This is a genomic window from Brumimicrobium salinarum, assembly GCF_002844555.1.
In the GTDB taxonomy this organism is placed as follows: Bacteria; Bacteroidota; Bacteroidia; order Flavobacteriales_D; family Crocinitomicaceae; genus Brumimicrobium; species Brumimicrobium salinarum.
In genome coordinates, this window is record NZ_PJNI01000016.1 from 60030 (window position 1) to 79404 (window position 19375).

The 19375-nt window shown below is 33.6% G+C and carries 17 protein-coding genes; 2 read left to right on the forward strand and 15 right to left on the reverse strand.

The features are described 5' to 3' along the window. Positions 1-43: 43 nt before the first annotated feature. The 14 genes from CW751_RS12700 to CW751_RS12765 all read right to left on the reverse strand — a co-directional run bounded on the left by CW751_RS12700 (position 44) and on the right by CW751_RS12765 (position 14787). Complete coding sequence (locus CW751_RS12700) at positions 44-481, reverse strand: WxcM-like domain-containing protein (protein WP_101335406.1); 438 nt, start codon at positions 479-481, stop codon at positions 44-46. Beyond that, a complete protein-coding gene (locus CW751_RS12705) occupies positions 471-1670 on the reverse strand; it encodes a glycosyltransferase family 4 protein (protein ID WP_205677829.1) in 1200 nt (399 codons plus the stop codon). Before CW751_RS12705 ends, CW751_RS12700 begins: the two co-directional genes overlap by 11 nt. Further along, positions 1670-2545 carry a dTDP-4-dehydrorhamnose reductase family protein gene (locus CW751_RS12710; protein ID WP_101335408.1) on the reverse strand — a complete coding sequence of 292 codons (876 nt, stop codon included), beginning with the start codon at positions 2543-2545 and terminating at the stop codon, positions 1670-1672. Before CW751_RS12710 ends, CW751_RS12705 begins: the two co-directional genes overlap by 1 nt. After that, entirely contained in the window at positions 2533-3666 is a 1134-nt protein-coding gene (wecB, locus tag CW751_RS12715; protein WP_205677830.1) for a non-hydrolyzing UDP-N-acetylglucosamine 2-epimerase, read from the reverse strand. Before wecB ends, CW751_RS12710 begins: the two co-directional genes overlap by 13 nt. Beyond that, positions 3651-4673, reverse strand: coding sequence for a polysaccharide biosynthesis protein (locus tag CW751_RS12720; protein ID WP_101335409.1), 1023 nt, complete (start codon positions 4671-4673; stop codon positions 3651-3653). The genes wecB and CW751_RS12720 overlap by 16 nt, the downstream gene beginning before the upstream one ends. After that, the gene (locus CW751_RS12725; RefSeq protein WP_101335410.1) at positions 4660-5823 is read right to left on the reverse strand and encodes a glycosyltransferase; all 1164 of its coding nucleotides are present in this window, start codon (positions 5821-5823) and stop codon (positions 4660-4662) included. Before CW751_RS12725 ends, CW751_RS12720 begins: the two co-directional genes overlap by 14 nt. Next, entirely contained in the window at positions 5820-6887 is a 1068-nt protein-coding gene (locus tag CW751_RS12730) for a glycosyltransferase family 4 protein (protein WP_101335411.1), read from the reverse strand. The genes CW751_RS12725 and CW751_RS12730 overlap by 4 nt, the downstream gene beginning before the upstream one ends. Next, the gene (locus tag CW751_RS12735) at positions 6884-8074 is read right to left on the reverse strand and encodes an EpsG family protein (protein WP_101335412.1); all 1191 of its coding nucleotides are present in this window, start codon (positions 8072-8074) and stop codon (positions 6884-6886) included. The genes CW751_RS12730 and CW751_RS12735 overlap by 4 nt, the downstream gene beginning before the upstream one ends. After that, the gene (locus CW751_RS15940; RefSeq protein ID WP_101335413.1) at positions 8071-8586 is read right to left on the reverse strand and encodes an acyltransferase; all 516 of its coding nucleotides are present in this window, start codon (positions 8584-8586) and stop codon (positions 8071-8073) included. The genes CW751_RS12735 and CW751_RS15940 overlap by 4 nt, the downstream gene beginning before the upstream one ends. Next, positions 8583-10025, reverse strand: coding sequence for a lipopolysaccharide biosynthesis protein (locus CW751_RS12745; RefSeq protein ID WP_101335414.1), 1443 nt, complete (start codon positions 10023-10025; stop codon positions 8583-8585). The genes CW751_RS15940 and CW751_RS12745 overlap by 4 nt, the downstream gene beginning before the upstream one ends. A 37-nt stretch (positions 10026-10062) precedes the next feature. After that, on the reverse strand, positions 10063-11058 hold the full coding sequence (locus CW751_RS16015; protein WP_101335415.1) for an acyltransferase family protein: 996 nt from the start codon (positions 11056-11058) through the stop codon (positions 10063-10065). A gap of 277 nt (positions 11059-11335) precedes the next feature. Continuing rightward, positions 11336-11590 (reverse strand): hypothetical protein, encoded by a 255-nt coding sequence (locus tag CW751_RS12755; RefSeq protein WP_101335416.1) that lies wholly within the window; start codon positions 11588-11590, stop codon positions 11336-11338. A 29-nt stretch (positions 11591-11619) separates the two neighbouring features. Next, positions 11620-14001 carry a GumC family protein gene (locus CW751_RS12760; protein WP_101335417.1) on the reverse strand — a complete coding sequence of 794 codons (2382 nt, stop codon included), beginning with the start codon at positions 13999-14001 and terminating at the stop codon, positions 11620-11622. Between the two features lie 3 nt (positions 14002-14004). After that, positions 14005-14787: a polysaccharide biosynthesis/export family protein gene (locus CW751_RS12765; RefSeq protein WP_101335418.1), complete on the reverse strand. Its 783-nt coding sequence runs from the start codon at positions 14785-14787 to the stop codon at positions 14005-14007. Positions 14788-15411: 624 nt separating this feature from the next. Between CW751_RS12765 and CW751_RS12770 the strand changes: the two genes are divergently transcribed. Both CW751_RS12770 and trxA read left to right on the forward strand, forming a co-directional pair. Beyond that, on the forward strand, positions 15412-17217 hold the full coding sequence (locus tag CW751_RS12770) for a MutS-related protein (RefSeq protein ID WP_133122219.1): 1806 nt from the start codon (positions 15412-15414) through the stop codon (positions 17215-17217). A 138-nt stretch (positions 17218-17355) separates the two neighbouring features. After that, complete coding sequence (gene trxA / locus CW751_RS12775) at positions 17356-17673, forward strand: thioredoxin (RefSeq protein ID WP_101335420.1); 318 nt, start codon at positions 17356-17358, stop codon at positions 17671-17673. A 1204-nt stretch (positions 17674-18877) separates the two neighbouring features. Here trxA and CW751_RS12780 read toward each other — a convergent pair. Beyond that, the gene (locus CW751_RS12780) at positions 18878-19222 is read right to left on the reverse strand and encodes a hypothetical protein (protein WP_101335421.1); all 345 of its coding nucleotides are present in this window, start codon (positions 19220-19222) and stop codon (positions 18878-18880) included. Positions 19223-19375: the final 153 nt, after the last annotated feature.

Genomic DNA, 19375 nt, shown 5'->3' on the forward strand with positions numbered 1-19375 from the left:
AATAAACTAATGTCTGTTTACTTAGATCAACAATGCTTAATTTTTAATTCCAGTCCATCCATAGCTCTTGGTCAAATCTATAGTCATCATTTTTAGCATCTTCTAAACTCAAATTTGAAAACACTAAAAGTTCTGAATTCTCTTCTAAGGCTTTAAATCCATTGGCATAACCTGCCGGAATGTGTAAAACCTCAGTGTTTTTAGAGTCTAAAATGAATGTTTCTGGGGGTAAGTCTTCCGAAGGAGTGGCCCAATCATCAATTTTAATTAGAGCAATTAAAAAGCGTCCTTGTGTGCATTTAAAATGTTTGGATTCTATTTTATGCCCTTGCCATGCACGAACAATAGCGGTTGAAGGATGCTGAATAACGTACATTCGTTTGATTGTTGAAAGATCAAAATCATTGATGAATGAAAGTGTACCGCGTTCATCGGTATGTTGATTGCCTTTTATAATGTGTGGAGTTGATTTATTGGTCATTCCAGAATAATGTGTTTAAATTTTCTTTGGTTTTTCCTTCATCAAAACTTTCATTGAGTAATTCCATGGAATTGGTCGAAAACTCAGCCAATTCTTCCTTTGATAATTGTATGAATTTGTCAAATCCAGTTTCGATTTCTTCAATGGAAGAGGGTAAAGCGGTAACACCTAAATTGTATTGGTTGATTAGTTCTGCGACTTCACCTTTCATAACTCCATAAATTGGTTTTTTAGCGGTTAAATAAGTTTGAAATTTAGAAGGAATCATAATTTCATAAAGTGGGACATCGACCAAGGAAATTAAAAGGACATCGCTGGCAGCGAAATAGTTGGGCATTTCACTCACAGGTTTTCTTCCTGTGAAATTAATATTCGGTAGGTTTTCCTCTTCACAAATACGTTTTAATTCTTCAAGGTATGAACCATCTCCAATAATATTTAGATAAGCATTTGGATGTTTTAAAGCAACTGACTTAAATGCGCTAACAATTTGATCTAAGTTTTGAACTTTACCAATGTTTCCTGCGAATGTGAAATTGAATCCTTCGGGTAAAATTGCCTTGTCCTCCGAAAATCCATCTATCATTGGCCAGTTGGGAATCCAGTAAATGGGTTTTTTCTTTTTTAATAGTGATTCTATTTTTTCCCTAAACCCTTTGCATGAAATTAAAATGGTATCACATCCAGAATAAATAAACCGAACTAGTCGGGTCAAGATAAAGTGTGTAAATTTAGTTTTCTTTAATCCATAAGCATAGATCGTATCTGGCCATAAATCCTGTGACCAAATGGTGATTTTATATCTAAATATGGGTTTTAAAAGAACAGGTGAGAAAGCATTGGTAAGTGGACCCGTTTGATAAATGAAAACCTTATCAAATTTTCTTCCAATAAACAGTAATATCCAAAAACTAAGAAACATATAGTTAATGTAATTTAAGATTTTCTTAAATAAACTGTTTTGATAACCAGGAATGACCAAAAAACGATGAATAATTGTGTTTTTGTAGGTGCTTTTGCTATAAATCTTGTTTTTATACCCTTCCAAAACTTTTCCATACGGATAAGATGGATTCCGTGTCAGGATTTCAAGTTCATAACCTTTGGCTAACCAACTATCCACTAGGTCATTAATGATAAAGTCTTCGGGATCGAAAACCTCGGTAATGATTAATGCTTTTTTGGCCATTAAAATGTATAGTTTTTAGCGTATAAATCTTCTTTCGCTTTCATGTCTTCATACATTTCTTGAATCATCTTCGCATAAGAAGGAACGGTGTATTCAAAATCTGATCTTTCCGATTTTAAACTTTTATCTACCTTTTTATTTTCAAAGGGTTCGATACTCAATTGATTACGGTTAAACACTTGTTTAAACAAGTTCAGCATATCGAATTTGTTGATTGCTTCTCCATTGGTTAAATTGATTAATCCGCTAAGATCTTGTTCTATAGCAGACAAAATAGCCCTTGATAATTCAAGAGTGGTTACACCTCCCCAATAAGCTTTAGAATATCCATTTATGGTTCCTTCTTGATTCAAAAACCAATGCAATAGTCCTTCTCCAGCTTCTTTTATTTCGGGTCCGATGATTGAAGTTCTGATGGTCAAAGAGTCCTCTCCAAACAATTCACCTAAACCTTTACTTCTTCCGTAAACATCATCTGCATCTCTAAAGTCTGACTCTGTATATCCACCTTTTGATCCTGAAAATACACAATCTGTACTGATGTGTATTAATTTTGCTTCATTCTCTTTAGCAAGTAAATTTAAGTAATGCGGTAAAAAGGAATTAATGTATATGGCGTTTGCAGGATTATATGTAGAACCTTTAATCAATATTCCGATACAATTTACTATGTAATCTGGATTGGCTTCTTTTATAACTTTAGCTAGTTTATGTTTATCTGTAACATCACAAATTATAGTACCATCATTTAATTTATTTCTAAACGCAACGTCAACTATTTCATAATTGTTGTTTTCTTTTACCGTGTGATAAAACACATGACCCAACATTCCTGTTGAACCTAAAATCAATATTCTTTTTCTTACTTCTTCCATACTGTACGATTGATATAGTCTGTATAAGACAAAATAATACGCAATACCTTTTTAGATACGTTTGATGTTGTATAATCTTCAACGATTCTGATGACTTCATTGTTTTCTTGATGCTGGCTAACCACCACGTTAATTGCTTCCATAACCCTATTTTTATGTAAACCTGACATGATTAGCGTTCCTTCATCCATTCCTTCTGGTCGTTCGTGTGCTTGACGGATGGTAATTGCAGGAAAACCTAAAATAGAAGACTCTTCTGTTATGGTACCACTATCAGAAATAACACAAAATGCGTCCTTCTGTAATTTGATGTAATCTAAAAAACCAAAGGGTTTCATGAAACGGATTTTGTCATTGTTGTTTACAAAATCCATTGCTTCAAGTTTCTTTTTTGTTCTTGGATGGGTCGAAACGATTACTTCTTTTCCATATTGCTCTTGAATCGCAGTTAGGGTTTCCAATAGATTCTTAAAGTTCTCTTCTGAATCAACATTCTCCTCTCTGTGGGTGCTGACGATGAAGTACTCACCTTTTTTGAGGTTTTCCTTAGCTAATACTGTTGACTTTTGAATTGAATTTGCATGATGTTCCAGTACTTCACGCATTGGAGAACCTGTTTTGATGATGGTCTCTGGTGCAATTCCTTCATTTTCTAAGTATTTTCTAGCATGCTCAGACAGCGGCATGTTGATATCACTTAAATGGTCTACAATTTTTCGGTTAATCTCCTCTGGAACACGTTGGTCAAAACAACGATTTCCTGCTTCCATGTGGAATATTGGAATTTTCTTTCTTTTCGCAGAAATTACTGACATACAACTATTGGTATCACCATAAAGTAAAACTGCATCTGGTTGGTGTTGTTCTAAAACTTCATCAGATTTAATGATTACCTGACCAATGGTTTCAGCGGCATTTACACCTGCTGCATTTAGAAATACATCTGGCTTTCTGATACCTAGTTCTTCAAAGAAAATTTCATTTAATTCAAAATCATAATTTTGGCCAGTGTGCACTAAAATATGTTGGGTGTGTTGATCAAGTTCTGCAATTACTCTACTCAATTTAATGATTTCTGGACGTGTCCCAACAATCGTCATTACTTTTATCTTTCCTTCCATGCTGCTATTTCGTCTTTTATTAAATCTAAAGTGAGTAATAATTCTTTTGTTTGCGCTAATGTTAAACGTTCTGTATTGTGAGAGTTGTAATCTTCCAACGCAGAGGTTTTTACATCTCCTTTTTCAAAATATTGTGCATAATTCAAGTCTCGATTGTCTGCAGGAATTTGATAGAAACCTAGTAAATCAATTGCCTTGGCCATTTCTTCACGTGTACATAAAGTCTCGTACAATTTCTCACCATGACGTGTTCCAATGATTTTTATTTCATTCTCACTTTCGAATAACTCAATTAAAGCCTTGGCTAAAACTTCAATGGTTGCGGCAGGAGCTTTCTGAACAAATAAATCTCCTTGCTTTCCGTTTTCGTAGGCGAATAAAACCAAGTCTACAGCATCTTCTAAAGACATCAAGTAACGTGTCATGTTTGGATCTGTGATCGTAATTGGATTTCCAGATTTAATTTGCTCAATAAATAATGGAATTACAGACCCTCTTGAGGCCATAACATTTCCATAGCGTGTTAAGCAAATTGTGGTGTCTTTTTCATCGACATTTCGTGATTCTGCAACAGCCACTTTTTCCATTAAGGCCTTGCTCATCCCCATTGCGTTGATCGGGTACGCAGCTTTGTCTGTACTCAAACAAATTACTTTTTTAACTTTATTGGCTATGGCAGCTTTGAGTACATTTTCCGTTCCTAAGACATTTGTACGGGTTGCTTCTATTGGAAAAAACTCACAAGAAGGCACTTGCTTTAACGCAGCAGCTTGAAAAACATAATCTACACCACGCATTGCACGATCTATACTGTTATAGTTTCGTACGTCTCCTATATAGAATTTGATTTTTGGATTGTTTAAAGCTACACGCATATCATGTTGCTTCTTCTCGTCTCTGGAAAAGATACGGATTTCTTTGATGTCGGTGTCTAAAAACCGATTGAGAACAGCATTCCCAAAAGAGCCTGTACCACCAGTGATTAATAAGGTTTTATTTTTGAACATTTTTTGTTATTTGTATGTAAACTTTGGAGATAAAACTAAACGTTTCACTTGCTGTTTTCTCCCAAGTATAGTTTTTAATTTCTTTAATATTATTATGCGCCATTAACGCTCTCTTTTCAGGCTGCTTCAAGAATTCAATTATTGCCTTTTCAATAGACTCTACCTCTTTAGGATTGAAATAAAACCCATTATTCTTTAAAAACTCTGGCATTGGTTGTTTATTGCTACAGACAATTGGAACACCTGAAGCCATAGATTCCATTAATATATTTGGCATATTCTCGCAATGTGAAGCAAAGATAATACCTGACGCCTTTTTATACTCATCGGAAATATTTTGATAAGGTATATGGCCTTTATTGAAAATGAATGTGTTTTGAGGATCTACTTCATTTATTGTTTCTTCTAATAATTGGCCAGCAGGTTCAAAAATTACTCCTCCAACTAAAGTCAAAGTAACAGGGTATCCTTTTTTTCTTAAGTTTGAAATAGCACGTACTACATTCCATTGATTCTTGTATACATGGACTGTAGAAACATAGAGGAAATTAAATGGATTTTCTTCAGTGTAAGAAGTTAACTTTTTTTGCTCAAGAACTTGCCCTGTAAATTGAGCAGATACACCATGCGGAATGATTTCTTGTAATTTCCTTTGAATATCTAAGCTTTTGTTGGCATATTCTTGCGCATATTTTGAAATGAAAATAAGCCCAGAAGCATTTTTAAAACAACGTTTTTGCTTTTTAAAGTTGAGCCAAAAACGTAATATTTCTTTAGGTTGTTTTATTTCTTTCCAAATGTTGCGTTCGTATAACAACATGTTTCTGGACATACCAACTACTGGATGAAACTTCCCAATATAGTCCCCTGTTAGTGAAAATAATATATCACAACGTTCTTTTATTTCTTTATCGTACTTAAATAATTGAAAGACCACTCTGCTTAGAAGCCCTTTATTTAGTTCAGGAAAGGTAAGTTTAATTAAGTATTCATGATCTTCTATTTCATCGAGTACTTTTTTCGAACTAAAAACAATGATTCTTTCAATTGAATAATCATTCACTAAGTTATCTGAGGATGAAATAATTTCTTTTAAATGCGTTACTCCACCACCACCGCCGATGTTAGAAGCATCAATACCTAGTATCATGGTTTTTGCTGTTTAAAAAACGCTAAATATTCCTGAGTAATTTTTTGTGCATCTAATTTTGTGCTAATTTTTTTTGCTTCATTACCCAATTGAGTTCTTAATTCTTCGTTGCTGCATAATTCATTAAGTTTAGAAGCTAATGCAGCCACGTCTTTGGTTCCTATTAAATAACCATTTTTGTTATTATTGATGAGATCTGAAGGACCTGCGTCACAATTAAAACTAACACATGGTAAACCAAAGGCCATTGCCTCAACCAAAGCATTTGGAAAACCTTCAGATATCGATGGAAATGCAAAAATAGAAGATCGTGCCATCCATTCATCTATGTTTTGCACAGTACCTGGAAACAACACTTTATGTGTTAAGTTTAATTCTGAAATTTGTTTTTCAAGTTCTGGACGTAATTTACCATCGCCTAATATTACAAGTTTCCAATCGTTTGCTTTTAGCTTTGAAAATGCTTCGATTAAATATTTTTGTCCTTTTTCTTCAACCATTCTTCCCGCATTCAAGATGATTTTTTCCTTCTGTATGCTGGGAAGGGACTTGATTTGTTTTAATGGATTATGAATAACTCGGATATTGGAATTTTTGGTTGTTTCAAAAAGCACTTCTTTTGCTAGTGAAGTTTGTGCAATGATGCCTGATGCATGTTTATAAGTTTGCCTTTTTAAAAGTTTTAAATTTGAACTTATGGTCTTGTTAGGATTACTTCTGTCTGAAACAAAAACTTTAAGCTTTAAAAAACGACTTGCAAGAATAGTCAATACATTGTATTTATCCATAAAACTGAGCGTTGCATCTGGATTTATTTTCGTCATTAATCTACGTAACCTAAAGAAGGTTTTAATTTCTGAAAATTTCTTTTGTATGCTGTTCTTGTTTTCAAAACCTAAACGATGAATAGTAACGCCTTTCTCTATAGTGTAAAAATCTTCATTGTCGACTAACAAACAAAGGTGAACTTGATGACCTAGCGTATTCAAATTATTTGCTAACTCACTCATTACCCTCTCAGCTCCCCCTTGTTTTAAGGTGGGGATGATTAAAAGTATTTTCATTTAATAAAGTCTTTAGAAGTAATATCTTCTTTTAATAATATTGTTATTAGGGTTGTTGAATTTATGTTAAAATAACTTTTTATAAACTGTTCTCTATACACATAAATATTTCCTAGAAGGTTTAAAGCAAAAACGACTAAAAGTATTTTTGAAAACTTTAAAAACTTACTGTAAAAATCATATTCCACTAGAATAAGTACTAAAAAGAAAAACTGAGCAACTAATATATATCTGTAATAGGTGTCTGGTGCTGAGTAGAATAAGTTTGATGCTGCAAAGCAAATATAAGTTAGATTTCTAAATATAGACTTTCTATTTATCGTTATAAAAAGGTAAGCCCAAGCAAAAAATGTCCACAATTCATAAAAAAATATTTTTAAATAATTATTAAAGTTACCGATACTAAGGCTATTTTCTATAAAGTCTGTTTCACCAAGGTAACTTTCGGTTTTGTTTTGTATTGCAGAGGGTAACTCTAATTGACCAACAAGTAGAAATAATATCTCACGGGGAGTAATAATAAAGATAAAAGAGAAGATGAATAGAAATTTATAGAAATTATATCTTTTAGGAAAAAGAATAAAAATGAAATAGAAAGGAAGAAAAATAATACAACTAAAATGTATTGCGATTGCTAATATTATATAAAGCAATCCTTTTGTTTTTTTATTATTTATTCCACCACTCAAAAAACCAAGTAATATAAACGAAAAGGCCAGGTAGTTTCTAACTCCAGATATCAAATGGTCAATTGAAAAAGAAATTAATATTAATGTTAGAAAGATAAAATAATCTTTTGTTTTTACATTGTTGTGATTTGTAAACTTCCTAAATGAGAATAACCAAATCCATACAGTTAAGGCTGTAATAAATAGAAACAGAAACTGTATTGGAATACCTGACTTTGAAAATAAATACAGGAGAGTGTAGAATAGAAAGTCTGGTTTTTCAGATAAGAAAATGAAAAAACCTTGAATATCTAAACTACTCAAGTTTTCATACAATAAGTAGTAATAAGCTTTATCATTACTCTCTAATGGTATGTATAAAAAGCTTACAATTCCAAAAGTTAACGAAATTAATATGAGACTACTGTTTTTATTGCTATATAAGTCGCGCAATATTAATGGTAATGAGAGTATAGGACTCAACAAAAACATCAGATATTTTCCAAAACTCTTACTCATTTAGCAATAAATCTCTCATTTTCTAGCTTTAAGAGTAGTTTCCTCTTCTCTTCATAACTCATCCCCTTTGAACCCACATCGTATTGTTTTATTTTTTCTACAAATTCTGAAGTTTCTCCTACAATTCTAGCAGGATTTCCCGCAACAATTTTACCGTCGGGGATCGATTTCGTGACGATGCTCCCTGCACCAACAATAACATCATTGCCAATGGTAACACCAGGCATAATCATTGAGTTATTGCCGATATAAACATTGTTTTTAATTTTTACTTTCCCGAAATAATCCAGTTTTGGATATTGATCTCGAAAAACCCAACCTCCTCCGTGAGTAAATATTTTTGTACCCGAAGTAATTTGTACATGATTGCCTATCTCAACTAAATAAGGTTCAGAACCAAATGAAACTTTTTGAATATCACAGTTTTTTCCGATTTTAACACCAGTATATCTTGCATACTTTTCTGGTGACCAAAACTTTCGTTTGTAAAAATGTTTTAATCGTTTAATCATTTTTTTAGGGTTCTTAATAAGCTAGATACATCATTTTTAAAGTTTATCACTTTTAACAATTGTACACCTAGAATAAAAATTAAAATCAACACAGGAATTAAATAAAAAGTTTGATACATTCTTAACTCAAATAGATTGTTTAAAATAAAGCCAACTAAACCCGTAGTAATCGAAATTAAAGCAACTTTAAAAACCAATATCACTTCATCCCATTTGACATTTCCTAATATTTTTCTTGAAACATAGAAATTAATAAAAAAGCTGATTATACTGGTAATAAGGAATCCGTACATCAATACTTCAATATTCAATAAAATTACCCCTATAATAATAGAAATTGATTGTATAGCCTTTTTAAAAACTTCAAGATGTAAAATTTTTTCGGTTCTGTCAAACACTTTAAATATAATTCTATTGAACATTTCTTGCATATAGAAAAACGATGACACAATCAATATTTGTAAATAAAAAACAGCGTCTATCCATTTTTCTCCATATAAGAGCATAATTATATTCTCAGCATAGAAAAATACGAATAAACAAATAGCTCCTATAATAACAGTAAAGAAGGCAACAATTTTATTATACAAATAATCAAATTGTTTAGAATCATCTTGTACTTTAGACAAAGAAGCAAAAACAACTCCAAGAGTAGTAGATTTTATAACCCCAACAGGTACTTCTTGTAGCTTTTTCCCTTGATAATACAACCCGGTTTGGCTTATAGCGAAATACCTTCCTAGTATAAGTTGATAAATATTGTCAAAAGCAGTATTTAATAATGAAGCTAAAGTAGTATTCACTCCAAACTTATATAAGGACTTAAATGAATTACGCCTAAATACCAACTTCTTAATTGAAGGTTCGAAAATCCACAATAATAAAGTTAAAATTAACGCAGTTGAGATTTGCATCAATACGATTGACCAAACACCGTAGCCGTAAAAGGCTAAAGTTATACCTATTATTGACGCACATAGAATTGCTAGAACTTCATACTTTGACTTTCTCTTGAATTTTAAATCCTTAATTAATCTAGCGTTCTTAGTAATTTGAAATGCATTAAAGAGTAATACACTAGATGATGCAATAAGTATATACTTTAATTGTGGGTCATCGTAAAAGTTAGCTATTGTACCCGAAAACCCTATGATCAATAGCATTAAAACTATTGAAATAATCAAGTTAAAAATAAACACAGTTGAAAAGTCTTCATCTGTAGCATCATTTTTCCTGATAAGTGCACCAGAAAGGCCTGATTCTGTTAAAACCTTAGCGATTACAATGAAGAACATAATTATTCCAACTTGTCCAAACTCAAAAGGAGTAAGTAAACGAGCGAGAATAATATTAGCAACGAGACCAATAATTAGATAGCCACCTTGGCCTAATATAGACCAAATGAAACCAGAAACAATAGATTTTTTTATATCGGTCATTCCCAATTGAACTTAACTGATATTAACATTTAGGTAGTCATTTTTTAATTGAAATAAAACGCCACGGATGTTTAGTATTTAAATAAGAAATAATTGGTTTTTCAAGGAAATAAGTAATCATACTAGCTATAATTATTGAAAGTATTAATGGAATGGTTAGTAGTAAGATATAATTTTCTAAACCCGCATGTATTAATTCTATCTGTATTGTATGACCAAAATTTTGGTGGACAAGATAAAGTGAATAAGAAATGTTCCCTAAAAACAATAAAGGCCTTATTTTTAAAAAAAATAGTTTATTATAAACTAATAGATAAAAAATGGCTAAAAGTGTTAGTGTTACATAAAAAAACTCAAAATTAGAGTAAAATAAGGTTAATGCTAAACACAACAATATTTGTATATGATTATGAATACTGGCATTATCTTTCCAAATTTTATAAAAGTTGATTCCTATCAAAAACAATGAACCATAAAAGAAATAGTTTGTGGGTCGCAATAGAGTAAAGGAGAGTATTCCTAAGAAAATGTAAAGGTAACCTACTATCTGATATTTTTTCTTTACGCTAAATAGAATATCAAAGAAAATAATAAAATAGAAAAACATTTCTACTTTTAAAGTCCAGTAAACGCCATCCACAGATGAGACGTTGAAAAAACTGGGTATCATTGTGAAGTTTATTAGGAATTCAGTTGGTGTGACTTTTAAATTTTCAGGACCAAAAAATGTTATGAAAATATAGCTGAATATCATTCCAATCCAGAATGTTGGATAAAGTCTAATGAACCTTTTGTACAGAAATTTGAAAGGATTATTTATTTTTTCAATGGACATGAAGATAACAAATCCGCTTATTACAAAAAACAATTCAACCCCATAATGACCGTAAGGTAAATTGAAATGATCTGTTATTTGTGTAAAACCAAACTTTTCTTCGAATCGAAATGTATAATGGTATAATACAACAACTAAAGCTGCTATACCTCGCAAAGAATCCAGTTCATCAATTCTCTTTCTAGGGTTAATAGTCATAATTTATAGAGGATTTAGCTATATTCTTTTTCAGTTTAATTTTCCGTATATTTCAGCCTTCCCAAACTCCTTAACCTCCAAAAGTCCACTATCATTGCACGCCTTCGAATACTTATTTGTTTTCACTTCTTCAATTGTCTCATTAAAAACTTGAAAAGAAATTCCATCTTGGGTATTCTCTGATTTATATTTTTTGATGATAACTCCACACCGTGCTGAGCCAGCCGAAGTATCCGAGCAAAAAGAGATCTGCCTTAAGATAGCAGCGTCTTTAAGTTCAGCGTTTTCTTTTCAACAATCCTCTCCCTCTCCCTTTCTCCCTCTCGCTAGTTTCTCTCCCTAATATCTCCCTGCGCTTCAGCGCTCTCTCCCTGAAAATCGGCGGCTGAGCGGAGTCGAAGCCCCGATTTTCCACAGCTTCGCCATCAACAGTCACATCGAATCCCTCAACGTGCTGATTATAAGCGTTTCTTATTTTAGGATAATTTATGGGTTTATCCGTACTTTTAGAAATAAAAACTGTTTTACACATTTTTTTGTGCCCAACAGCTGCATTTCCAACTACCCTTTAAACCACCTTTTTTTCTTTTTTTCACTGCCATAAACTCCGTAGCCATAACCATAATTTCCATAGCCGTAACCTCCATTTTGGCGGGTGCTACCATTGAGTACAAAAGCAATTTTATCAATTTTACCTTCCTTTTTTAATCGCTGCGGAACTGCAATTGAAGCTTTCTCCGCATGATTTGCGCGCACTACATACAAAAGTAAATCTGCATACGTTAGCACAGACATTGTATCAACCACTAAAGCCATTGGGGAAGTATCCACAATCACGTAGTCATACGTTTGTTTTAATTGTTCAAACATTTCCTTCATCCGTGGTCGTGTAAGCAACTCACTAGGATTAGGAGGAATAGCACCTGAAAAGATATAATCGTAATGAATATCGTTTTCAGGTTTCATAATCAGATCATTTAGCTGTAAATCTTCATTCGCCAAATAGTTAGAAACACCAAGTGTTCCCTCTTTATGTCCTAAATACTTCGCCAACTTTGGTGCCCGTAAGTCCAAGCCTACTAAAATCACCTTTTTTTGTGTTAATGCGAGGGTATTCGCCAAGTTCATTGCCGTATACGTTTTTCCTTCTGCTGCAATTGAGGAACTCAGAAAAACTACATGTCCCTCCTCTTTCTTTTCCAAAAGGAAATTCATATTCGTACGCAACATTCTATATGCTTCGGCAATTACGGAACGTTCAGCACCTACAGTAAACAAATCTTCTCGTTTTTTACTTTGAGGAATATTCCCAACTACTGGAAGGTCTGTTTCCTCGAGTTCTTCAACACTTCTTATTTTATTATCCAATAAATCCCGCACATAAATCAAAGCAACAGGAAGCGCAATTCCTAGGATAAACGCAGCTAAAAAAATAATTTTCTTTTTAGGCGCAATAGGATTGTTATTCGCATAAGGCCTGTCAATAATTTTCACATTTCCCAGTGTAGAAGCCATTGCAATTTCATTTTCCTCCCTTTTTTGCAACAAATACAGGTAGAGGGTTTCTTTAATTTGCAATTGGCGTTGAATTTCACGGTACCTGCGTTCAAACTCTGGAATATCAGCAATTTGTCCTTTATATTTTGAAGCTTCTTTGTTTAATTTCTTCAATTTCATCTTCAAACTTTCCTCGCTCGCCTTTAAACTTTGGGTAATACTTGGTTTTAAAGAAGCGATTTGGCGTTCTAACTTCACAGCCAAAGGATTTGATTCACTGGCACCTTGAATATATTTGTTGCGTTCCATCACCAATTTATTGTATTCCACAATCATTTGGTTTACGCTTTGGTCCATTAATCCAAGATTGGCGGGCAGTAAGGTATTGTAATTGTCAATTTCAGAAAGATAATCTACCATATACGCTGCCAAGCTCATTTGAATATTAGTGGAAACAATTTCCTTTTCTATGGCACCATCTTGTTCTAAAGAAATTTCGGCATTTTTTTGTACATCTACCAATCGGTTATCAACTTTAAATTGCTCGTTGGTTGTTTCTACATCCGACAATTCTTCTTCAATCACCTTCATTCGTTCAGAAATAAAGGCACTGGTATTTTTGGTAATTTCATTCTTATCGGCAATGGCATTTTCTTCATGCTCAATAATTAATTGATCGATAAAATCATTATTGGCTTGCTTCATCACTCCTTTTGCAGAAAGTGTAAGTACAGAAGCGTCTTTATTTACGGTGTTTACTTCAAAACTAGCCTTCCACCGATCTGTTGCAGCGGCAAGTGATTGAAATTTGTAATTGAACTTTTCTCCAAGTTGCTCATCCGTGAAATGTTCTGTTTTTATGATCTTTACTGCTCCAGCTTTTGTATTAAAAAAGTGATCATATTTCACTTCACCAATCGTGGTGGTCTTTAGCTGACCATTTTCATTCGTCTTTTGTTGAATATATACGTTCGTATTGTTGACTTTATCAATTACGAGTGTAAAATTGTGCTTATACTTTTGCTGGGTAGAATCTGCAAAGATAAAACGAAAGGGTGTTTTATTCTTGTAATAATACACATCGGCAGTTAATGGGGTATTTTTTTGCGTTAATTGTGCATTTAGACCTAATTTTCGCACTACTTTTTGTATTAAGTCGCGCGATTTAAACACTTCAATTTCGTTGTGTAAATTAGAATTTCCTTTCGCAAGACCTAAGTCAGAAAAAATATCTACGTTACTACCTAAACTTCCTTTTTTATCATCTTTTACCAATACAGAAGCCGTACTGATGTATGTAGACGGTTGAACTTTCAAGTAAAAGAAGGCCGTACCACACGTCAAGAAAACAAACAGGAGAATCCATTTCCAATGTTGGAGATACTTCCTTAGGATTTCTTGCACATTGATGTTATCCTCAGGTTGTTCGAAATATTGTTGCTCCATGTTCTATTTAACAATTAAAGTTATGGTGGTAATTACAAGTGAAGTCAGCGAAATTAATATTCCTCCGGAAGATCGCCAAAATGTTCCTTGTGAACGCTTTGCTCTGTTAGGCTCAACGTAAACCACATCGTTTTGTTGTAAATAGTAGACTGGCGAATATAGCACCTCATCTGTGGTAAGATCAATACGGTATTGTTTTTTTTGTCCTTCATCCTCCCGAATTACCAACACATTATTTCGCATACCTGTAATATCGAGGTCTGATGAAAGTCCAATTGCTTCAAGTAAAGTAATGCGTTCGTTGGGGATATTGAAAGTTCCCGGTCGTTTAACATCGCCCAGCACAGTAATTTTATAGTTTTGTATTTGAATATTCACCACAGGATTACTCAAATAGGCGCGCAGTTCATTCTCTAGGTATTGCGTAGCTTCTGATCTGCTTTTCCCGCCGAGGTGTGTTCTTCCTAGAACTGGCAAATTAACCATTCCCTCATCATCAATAAGATAGCCCGTTTTAGCAGGTGTACCTTGTGTATATCCTTGATTAGAAGAATAGGTATTGGTCATAATTGGAAAATTAAAAGGAAGCGCACTTTCTTGGTCATCTGCCGTTATCACAATCGAAAGAAAGTCATCTGTTTTTAAGGTAGGCGTAAACTCAGCCTGATTAACATGCAAACTATCAGATTCTTCCGTTTGAAAATACACCATTTTCTTGTAGGTATTGCATGATGACAACACAACAAGAAGTAGAATTGGTGTTAGAAAAAGGCTAATCTTAATCATATAAAATATATTAGACCACAAATATAAATGATTTTATCACAAAGAGTTGTAAGGAAGTCAAAGAATTAACACGAGAAATTGAGTTTCTTGAGAATTATCTTTTTATACCTAGCCTATTTAAAGAAGCTTTAAAAAAGTTAAAAGATAAATTTCTACTTTTTTATTAACCCGGATTATTCATGCATTTAATTTTAAATCTATTCTAGGCACAAGACCTAAAGTAATATATGTATATTTCGCGGGGCTTGTAACGACGAATAGATCAAAATTAAATCAAAATCTTACAAATACACAAATACCCAAAAATGGGTTTCTCAAATTTTACAGGAGATACAGTTAAAATACTGACTTACAGATGTTAATATTCTTAAACTTTAAGATTGGTGAATAATTCGGGTTAAATCTAAGGGTTACCCTTTTAACCCGGATTATTAACTCCTTTAGTCGTTGAGCTCGCAGGCTCGGTTCATGCATTTAAATTTAAATCTAATGCTTTGCGATGCAGCAGTCATAGCCTGTTGAGAAAAACTAAACTTGTGGTTATTGCTATTTCCAAACAGATAATTAAGCCCAATTAATTGTTGTCAAATTAAGGAATAGCCTTATTTTTGGTCAGCATTTATTTTGAACAAGCATAAAAATGACAGAAGAGAACTATTCCACTCAGTTTTACAAAGAGAGACTCACAGCGCTTGCTGTAGAACAAAAAAATACAAACAACGCGCAAGAATCTGGGTTTTTATACGCCTACTTTCATTTATTTCTATTGCAGTATTGGCTTATTTCACCTACCCGTATGGCGGATATTCGGCATTAGGCATTGTTGCTACAGTAATTTTATTTTTAATCTTCGTACGTAAAAGCGCCGAGAATACAGATCAGTTGAATTACGTTAACGCGTTAATAACCATCAATGAAAACGAAATCAAAGCCAGTCAGCATGACTTTTCAAACTTCGACGACGGCAAAAGTTATATCAATGCGGCACATCCCTTTAGTTATGACATGGACATTTTTGGAAAAGGAAGTTTCTTTCAGTTTTTCAACCGTACGGTAACAAAAAAAGGTGAAGAAGCCTTGGTTATAAAACTACTTAATGGAATTGAAAATCCAGAACAAAGTGCCGAAGCCATCGATGAACTCACCACAAAAAAAGAATGGTTTCAAGGATATCTTGCCCATGGAAGCAACTTAGAGAAAGAAGCAACTGAAATTAGTCTGACAGAATTAAGCACGCAAGTATTTACGGCAAAACCATGGATCAATGTTTTTAGGTGGGTTTTACCATTTTTAGCGTTTAGCATTACGGCACTTTACTATTTCAGTCTTATAGCCGGATTGGAATTTGTTTTTGGCGCTGTGCTGATTCTTATTCCTGTTCGTCAAAAATTAAAAGCAACAAACGCTTTACATAAGTCTTTATCTAAAGTAGGAAAACGAGTACAAGCCATGCGAAATCAGTTGACCAACATGGAGAAAGAAACTTTCACTTCTGATTTGCTAAAAAATTATGCGACTGTTTTATTTCATCAAGAGAAAAATGCAAAGCAAGGCCTTTCTGAATTATCTAAATTAGTAAAAGAGGCTGAATTCAGAGACAATGTATTGGTGGCCGTTGTCCTTAATTTCTTTTTAGCTTGGGATTTACGTTTGATATGGAACTTTAAAAAATGGCAAAACAATTACGCCAGTGAAGTTGAAAACTGGGAAGAAATTGTTTACCAAATGGAAGCGTTGATCAGTGGAGCTAATTTCAGGTACAATTTTAAATCCCACACTGGAATTCCTACCTTATATAATGAAACAAATGGTGAAATAGAATTAACAGCGTTAGGACATCCCATAATTCCTTTAAAGAAACTGGTCACCAATAATTTTAGTTTAGCTGCATCAGAACAATTTGCAATTGTGACAGGTCCAAACATGGCTGGAAAAAGTACATTTTTGCGCAGTATAGGCGTAAACTTAATGTTAGCACGCGCTGGATTTCATGTCATGGCGAAAAAGTTCACTTTCCCGAATATGAAATTATATTCGAGTATGCGTACCAGCGATGATTTGAAAGATGAAACTTCATATTTTCATGCAGAGTTATTGCGTTTGCGTTTTATTGTAGATGCCATAGAGCGAAAAGAGAAAGTTTTCATCATTCTGGATGAGATTTTAAAAGGAACCAATTCAAAAGACAAAGAAGAAGGTTCTGCCAAATTCTTACAGAAACTCAATCAATTGGAGGCACGTGGAATTATTGCAACACATGATTTATCATTGACACAGTTGGCAAATGTATACACCAGTATTGTAAATAAATACTTTGACACAACGATTGCTGGAGATGAAATATCCTTTGATTATTGTATTCGTAACGGCGTAGCACAAAACATGAACGCGAGCTTTTTACTGCGTAAAATGGGACTTATAGACAGTTAATCAGTTTCCTAAAAGTCTTTAAATGACAGAATGGCAATAATGTGCAGTTGGCAAAAAGTTTGTTTAACACCAATTGAACCGTTATATTTATAGATTAAAATTAATAAATAGAATTAAAAACAAATAACAATAAGAATTATGGCAGTAGAAATAACAGATGCGAATTTTGACGAAGTAGTAATGCAATCAGACAAACCAGTAGTGGTTGACTTTTGGGCAGAATGGTGTGGACCATGTAGATTAATTGGGCCAGTTATCGATGAAATGCACGGAGAGTACGAAGGAAAAGCCGTTATTGGAAAAGTAGATGTAGATGCTAATCCAGGTGTATCCGCTAAGTTTGGCGTACGTAACATTCCAACAGTTTTGTTCATCAAAAACGGTGAAGTTGCTGATAAATCAATTGGAGCAGTTGCAAAAGAGCAATTAACAGGAAAACTAGACGCGATTCTATAATAAAATCAGTCGAAAACCTGAAAAGAACAGTATACTGTTTTGAATAGGGTGGATTGAGAAAAAGTTACTTTATTTAAGAATTATTAAAATATGCCGAAGCAGAGCTTCGGCATATTTTTTTTTCACGCCTATACCTAGCCCGGATTATTCATGCATTTAATTTTAAATCTATTCTAGGCACAAGACCTAAAGTAATATATGTATATTTCGCGGGGCTTGTAACGACGAATAGATCAAAATTAAATCAAAATCTTACAAATACACAAATACCCAAAAATGGGTTTCTCAAATTTTACAGGAAATACAGTTAAAATACTGACTTACAAATGTTAATATTCTTAAACTTTAAGATTGGTGAATAATTCGGGCTAGGAAGCTTTCTTTTCTTACATTATGCTGGTTGAAGCAAAATATATGAATCGTTTCTTGTTAAAAGTTAATTGGCTTTGGGACTCCCTTGTTCTCGATAAAATTTTATTGCGTTAGCACTTCATAAAATCACTCGAACTGACGGGGGAATCTTTTTTTTCTCTCTAGGTAATTAGGTAATTGATTGAGGTGTGTTAAAATAAAAGATTCAGTTGACGGTTTGAAGGGATCTTACATCAATAAAAATCATATTTTGTCACTTTTCTTATGACAAAGTGTGAAAGAATAAGATTCCTCCATCAGTAAAAATCAAAGATTTTTACTGCTGTTCGGAATGACAGTCAGTTGGTTGGGGTTTTAGGGTAAATATGCTGAAGCTCCGCTTCAGCATATTTACCCTCTCCTATACCCACGAAGCTTGTCATTCCGAAGGAACGCAGTGATTGAGGAATCTTTTCCTTACACTATGCTCGTCCAAGGAAGGAACGCAGTGACTGAGGAATCTTTTCCTTACACTATGCTGGTCCAAGGAAGGAACGCAGTGAATGAGGAGTTCTCAGGCCACTGACTGAATCTCTTTTTCCTTACACTATGTTGGTCCAAGGAAGGAACGAAGTGCCTGAATCGTTTCTTGTTAAAAGACAATTGACTTTGGGACTCCCTTATTCTCGATAAAATTTTATTGCGTTGGCACTTCATAAAATCACTCGAACTGACGGGAGGAATCTTTTTCAACCATGCATTATGTTGGTTCAAGGAAGGATTGAACCAACGTAAAGAATCTAGGAGCGCATGAATTGATTTTTACGATTTGTTATTTAAAGATATAACCCGATTAATTTATTTCTTGGGAAAAGATAACGAGTTCATTGTTACTATTTATCGTGATATCATAAGAAGTGCAGCTAGCCAGGTTCAACACCTCTGTTTGTTCCACCTCTTCAATAATATAAATGACTGTTAACGATCCAGCAGGATATGTTTTACTCGAGGATACGCTTCCTGATGCTAAATCGGAGAACTGAACTTCACCACCATTTCCAGAGGTTAAGGTTAACGTTACGCTGCCCGTACCTTTGTTTAAAACACGTGCTTTAGGATTTTCATCCGTGCATTTTTGACAGCCTAAATTAAAAGCCAATAAAATGCTAATTGTAGTTAAGTAGTATACATATTTCATATCCGCTCCTATATTTTTTTAATAAATATAAAATTAAGAATAGATAATAAAGATTCTTCATTAAAGTAGGTACTGTTTATTGGGGTTTGGCCTCCGAATTCCGAATAAAGACTTTATGGCTGACTCAAAACTGGTAAACTGCTGCGTTGTTTT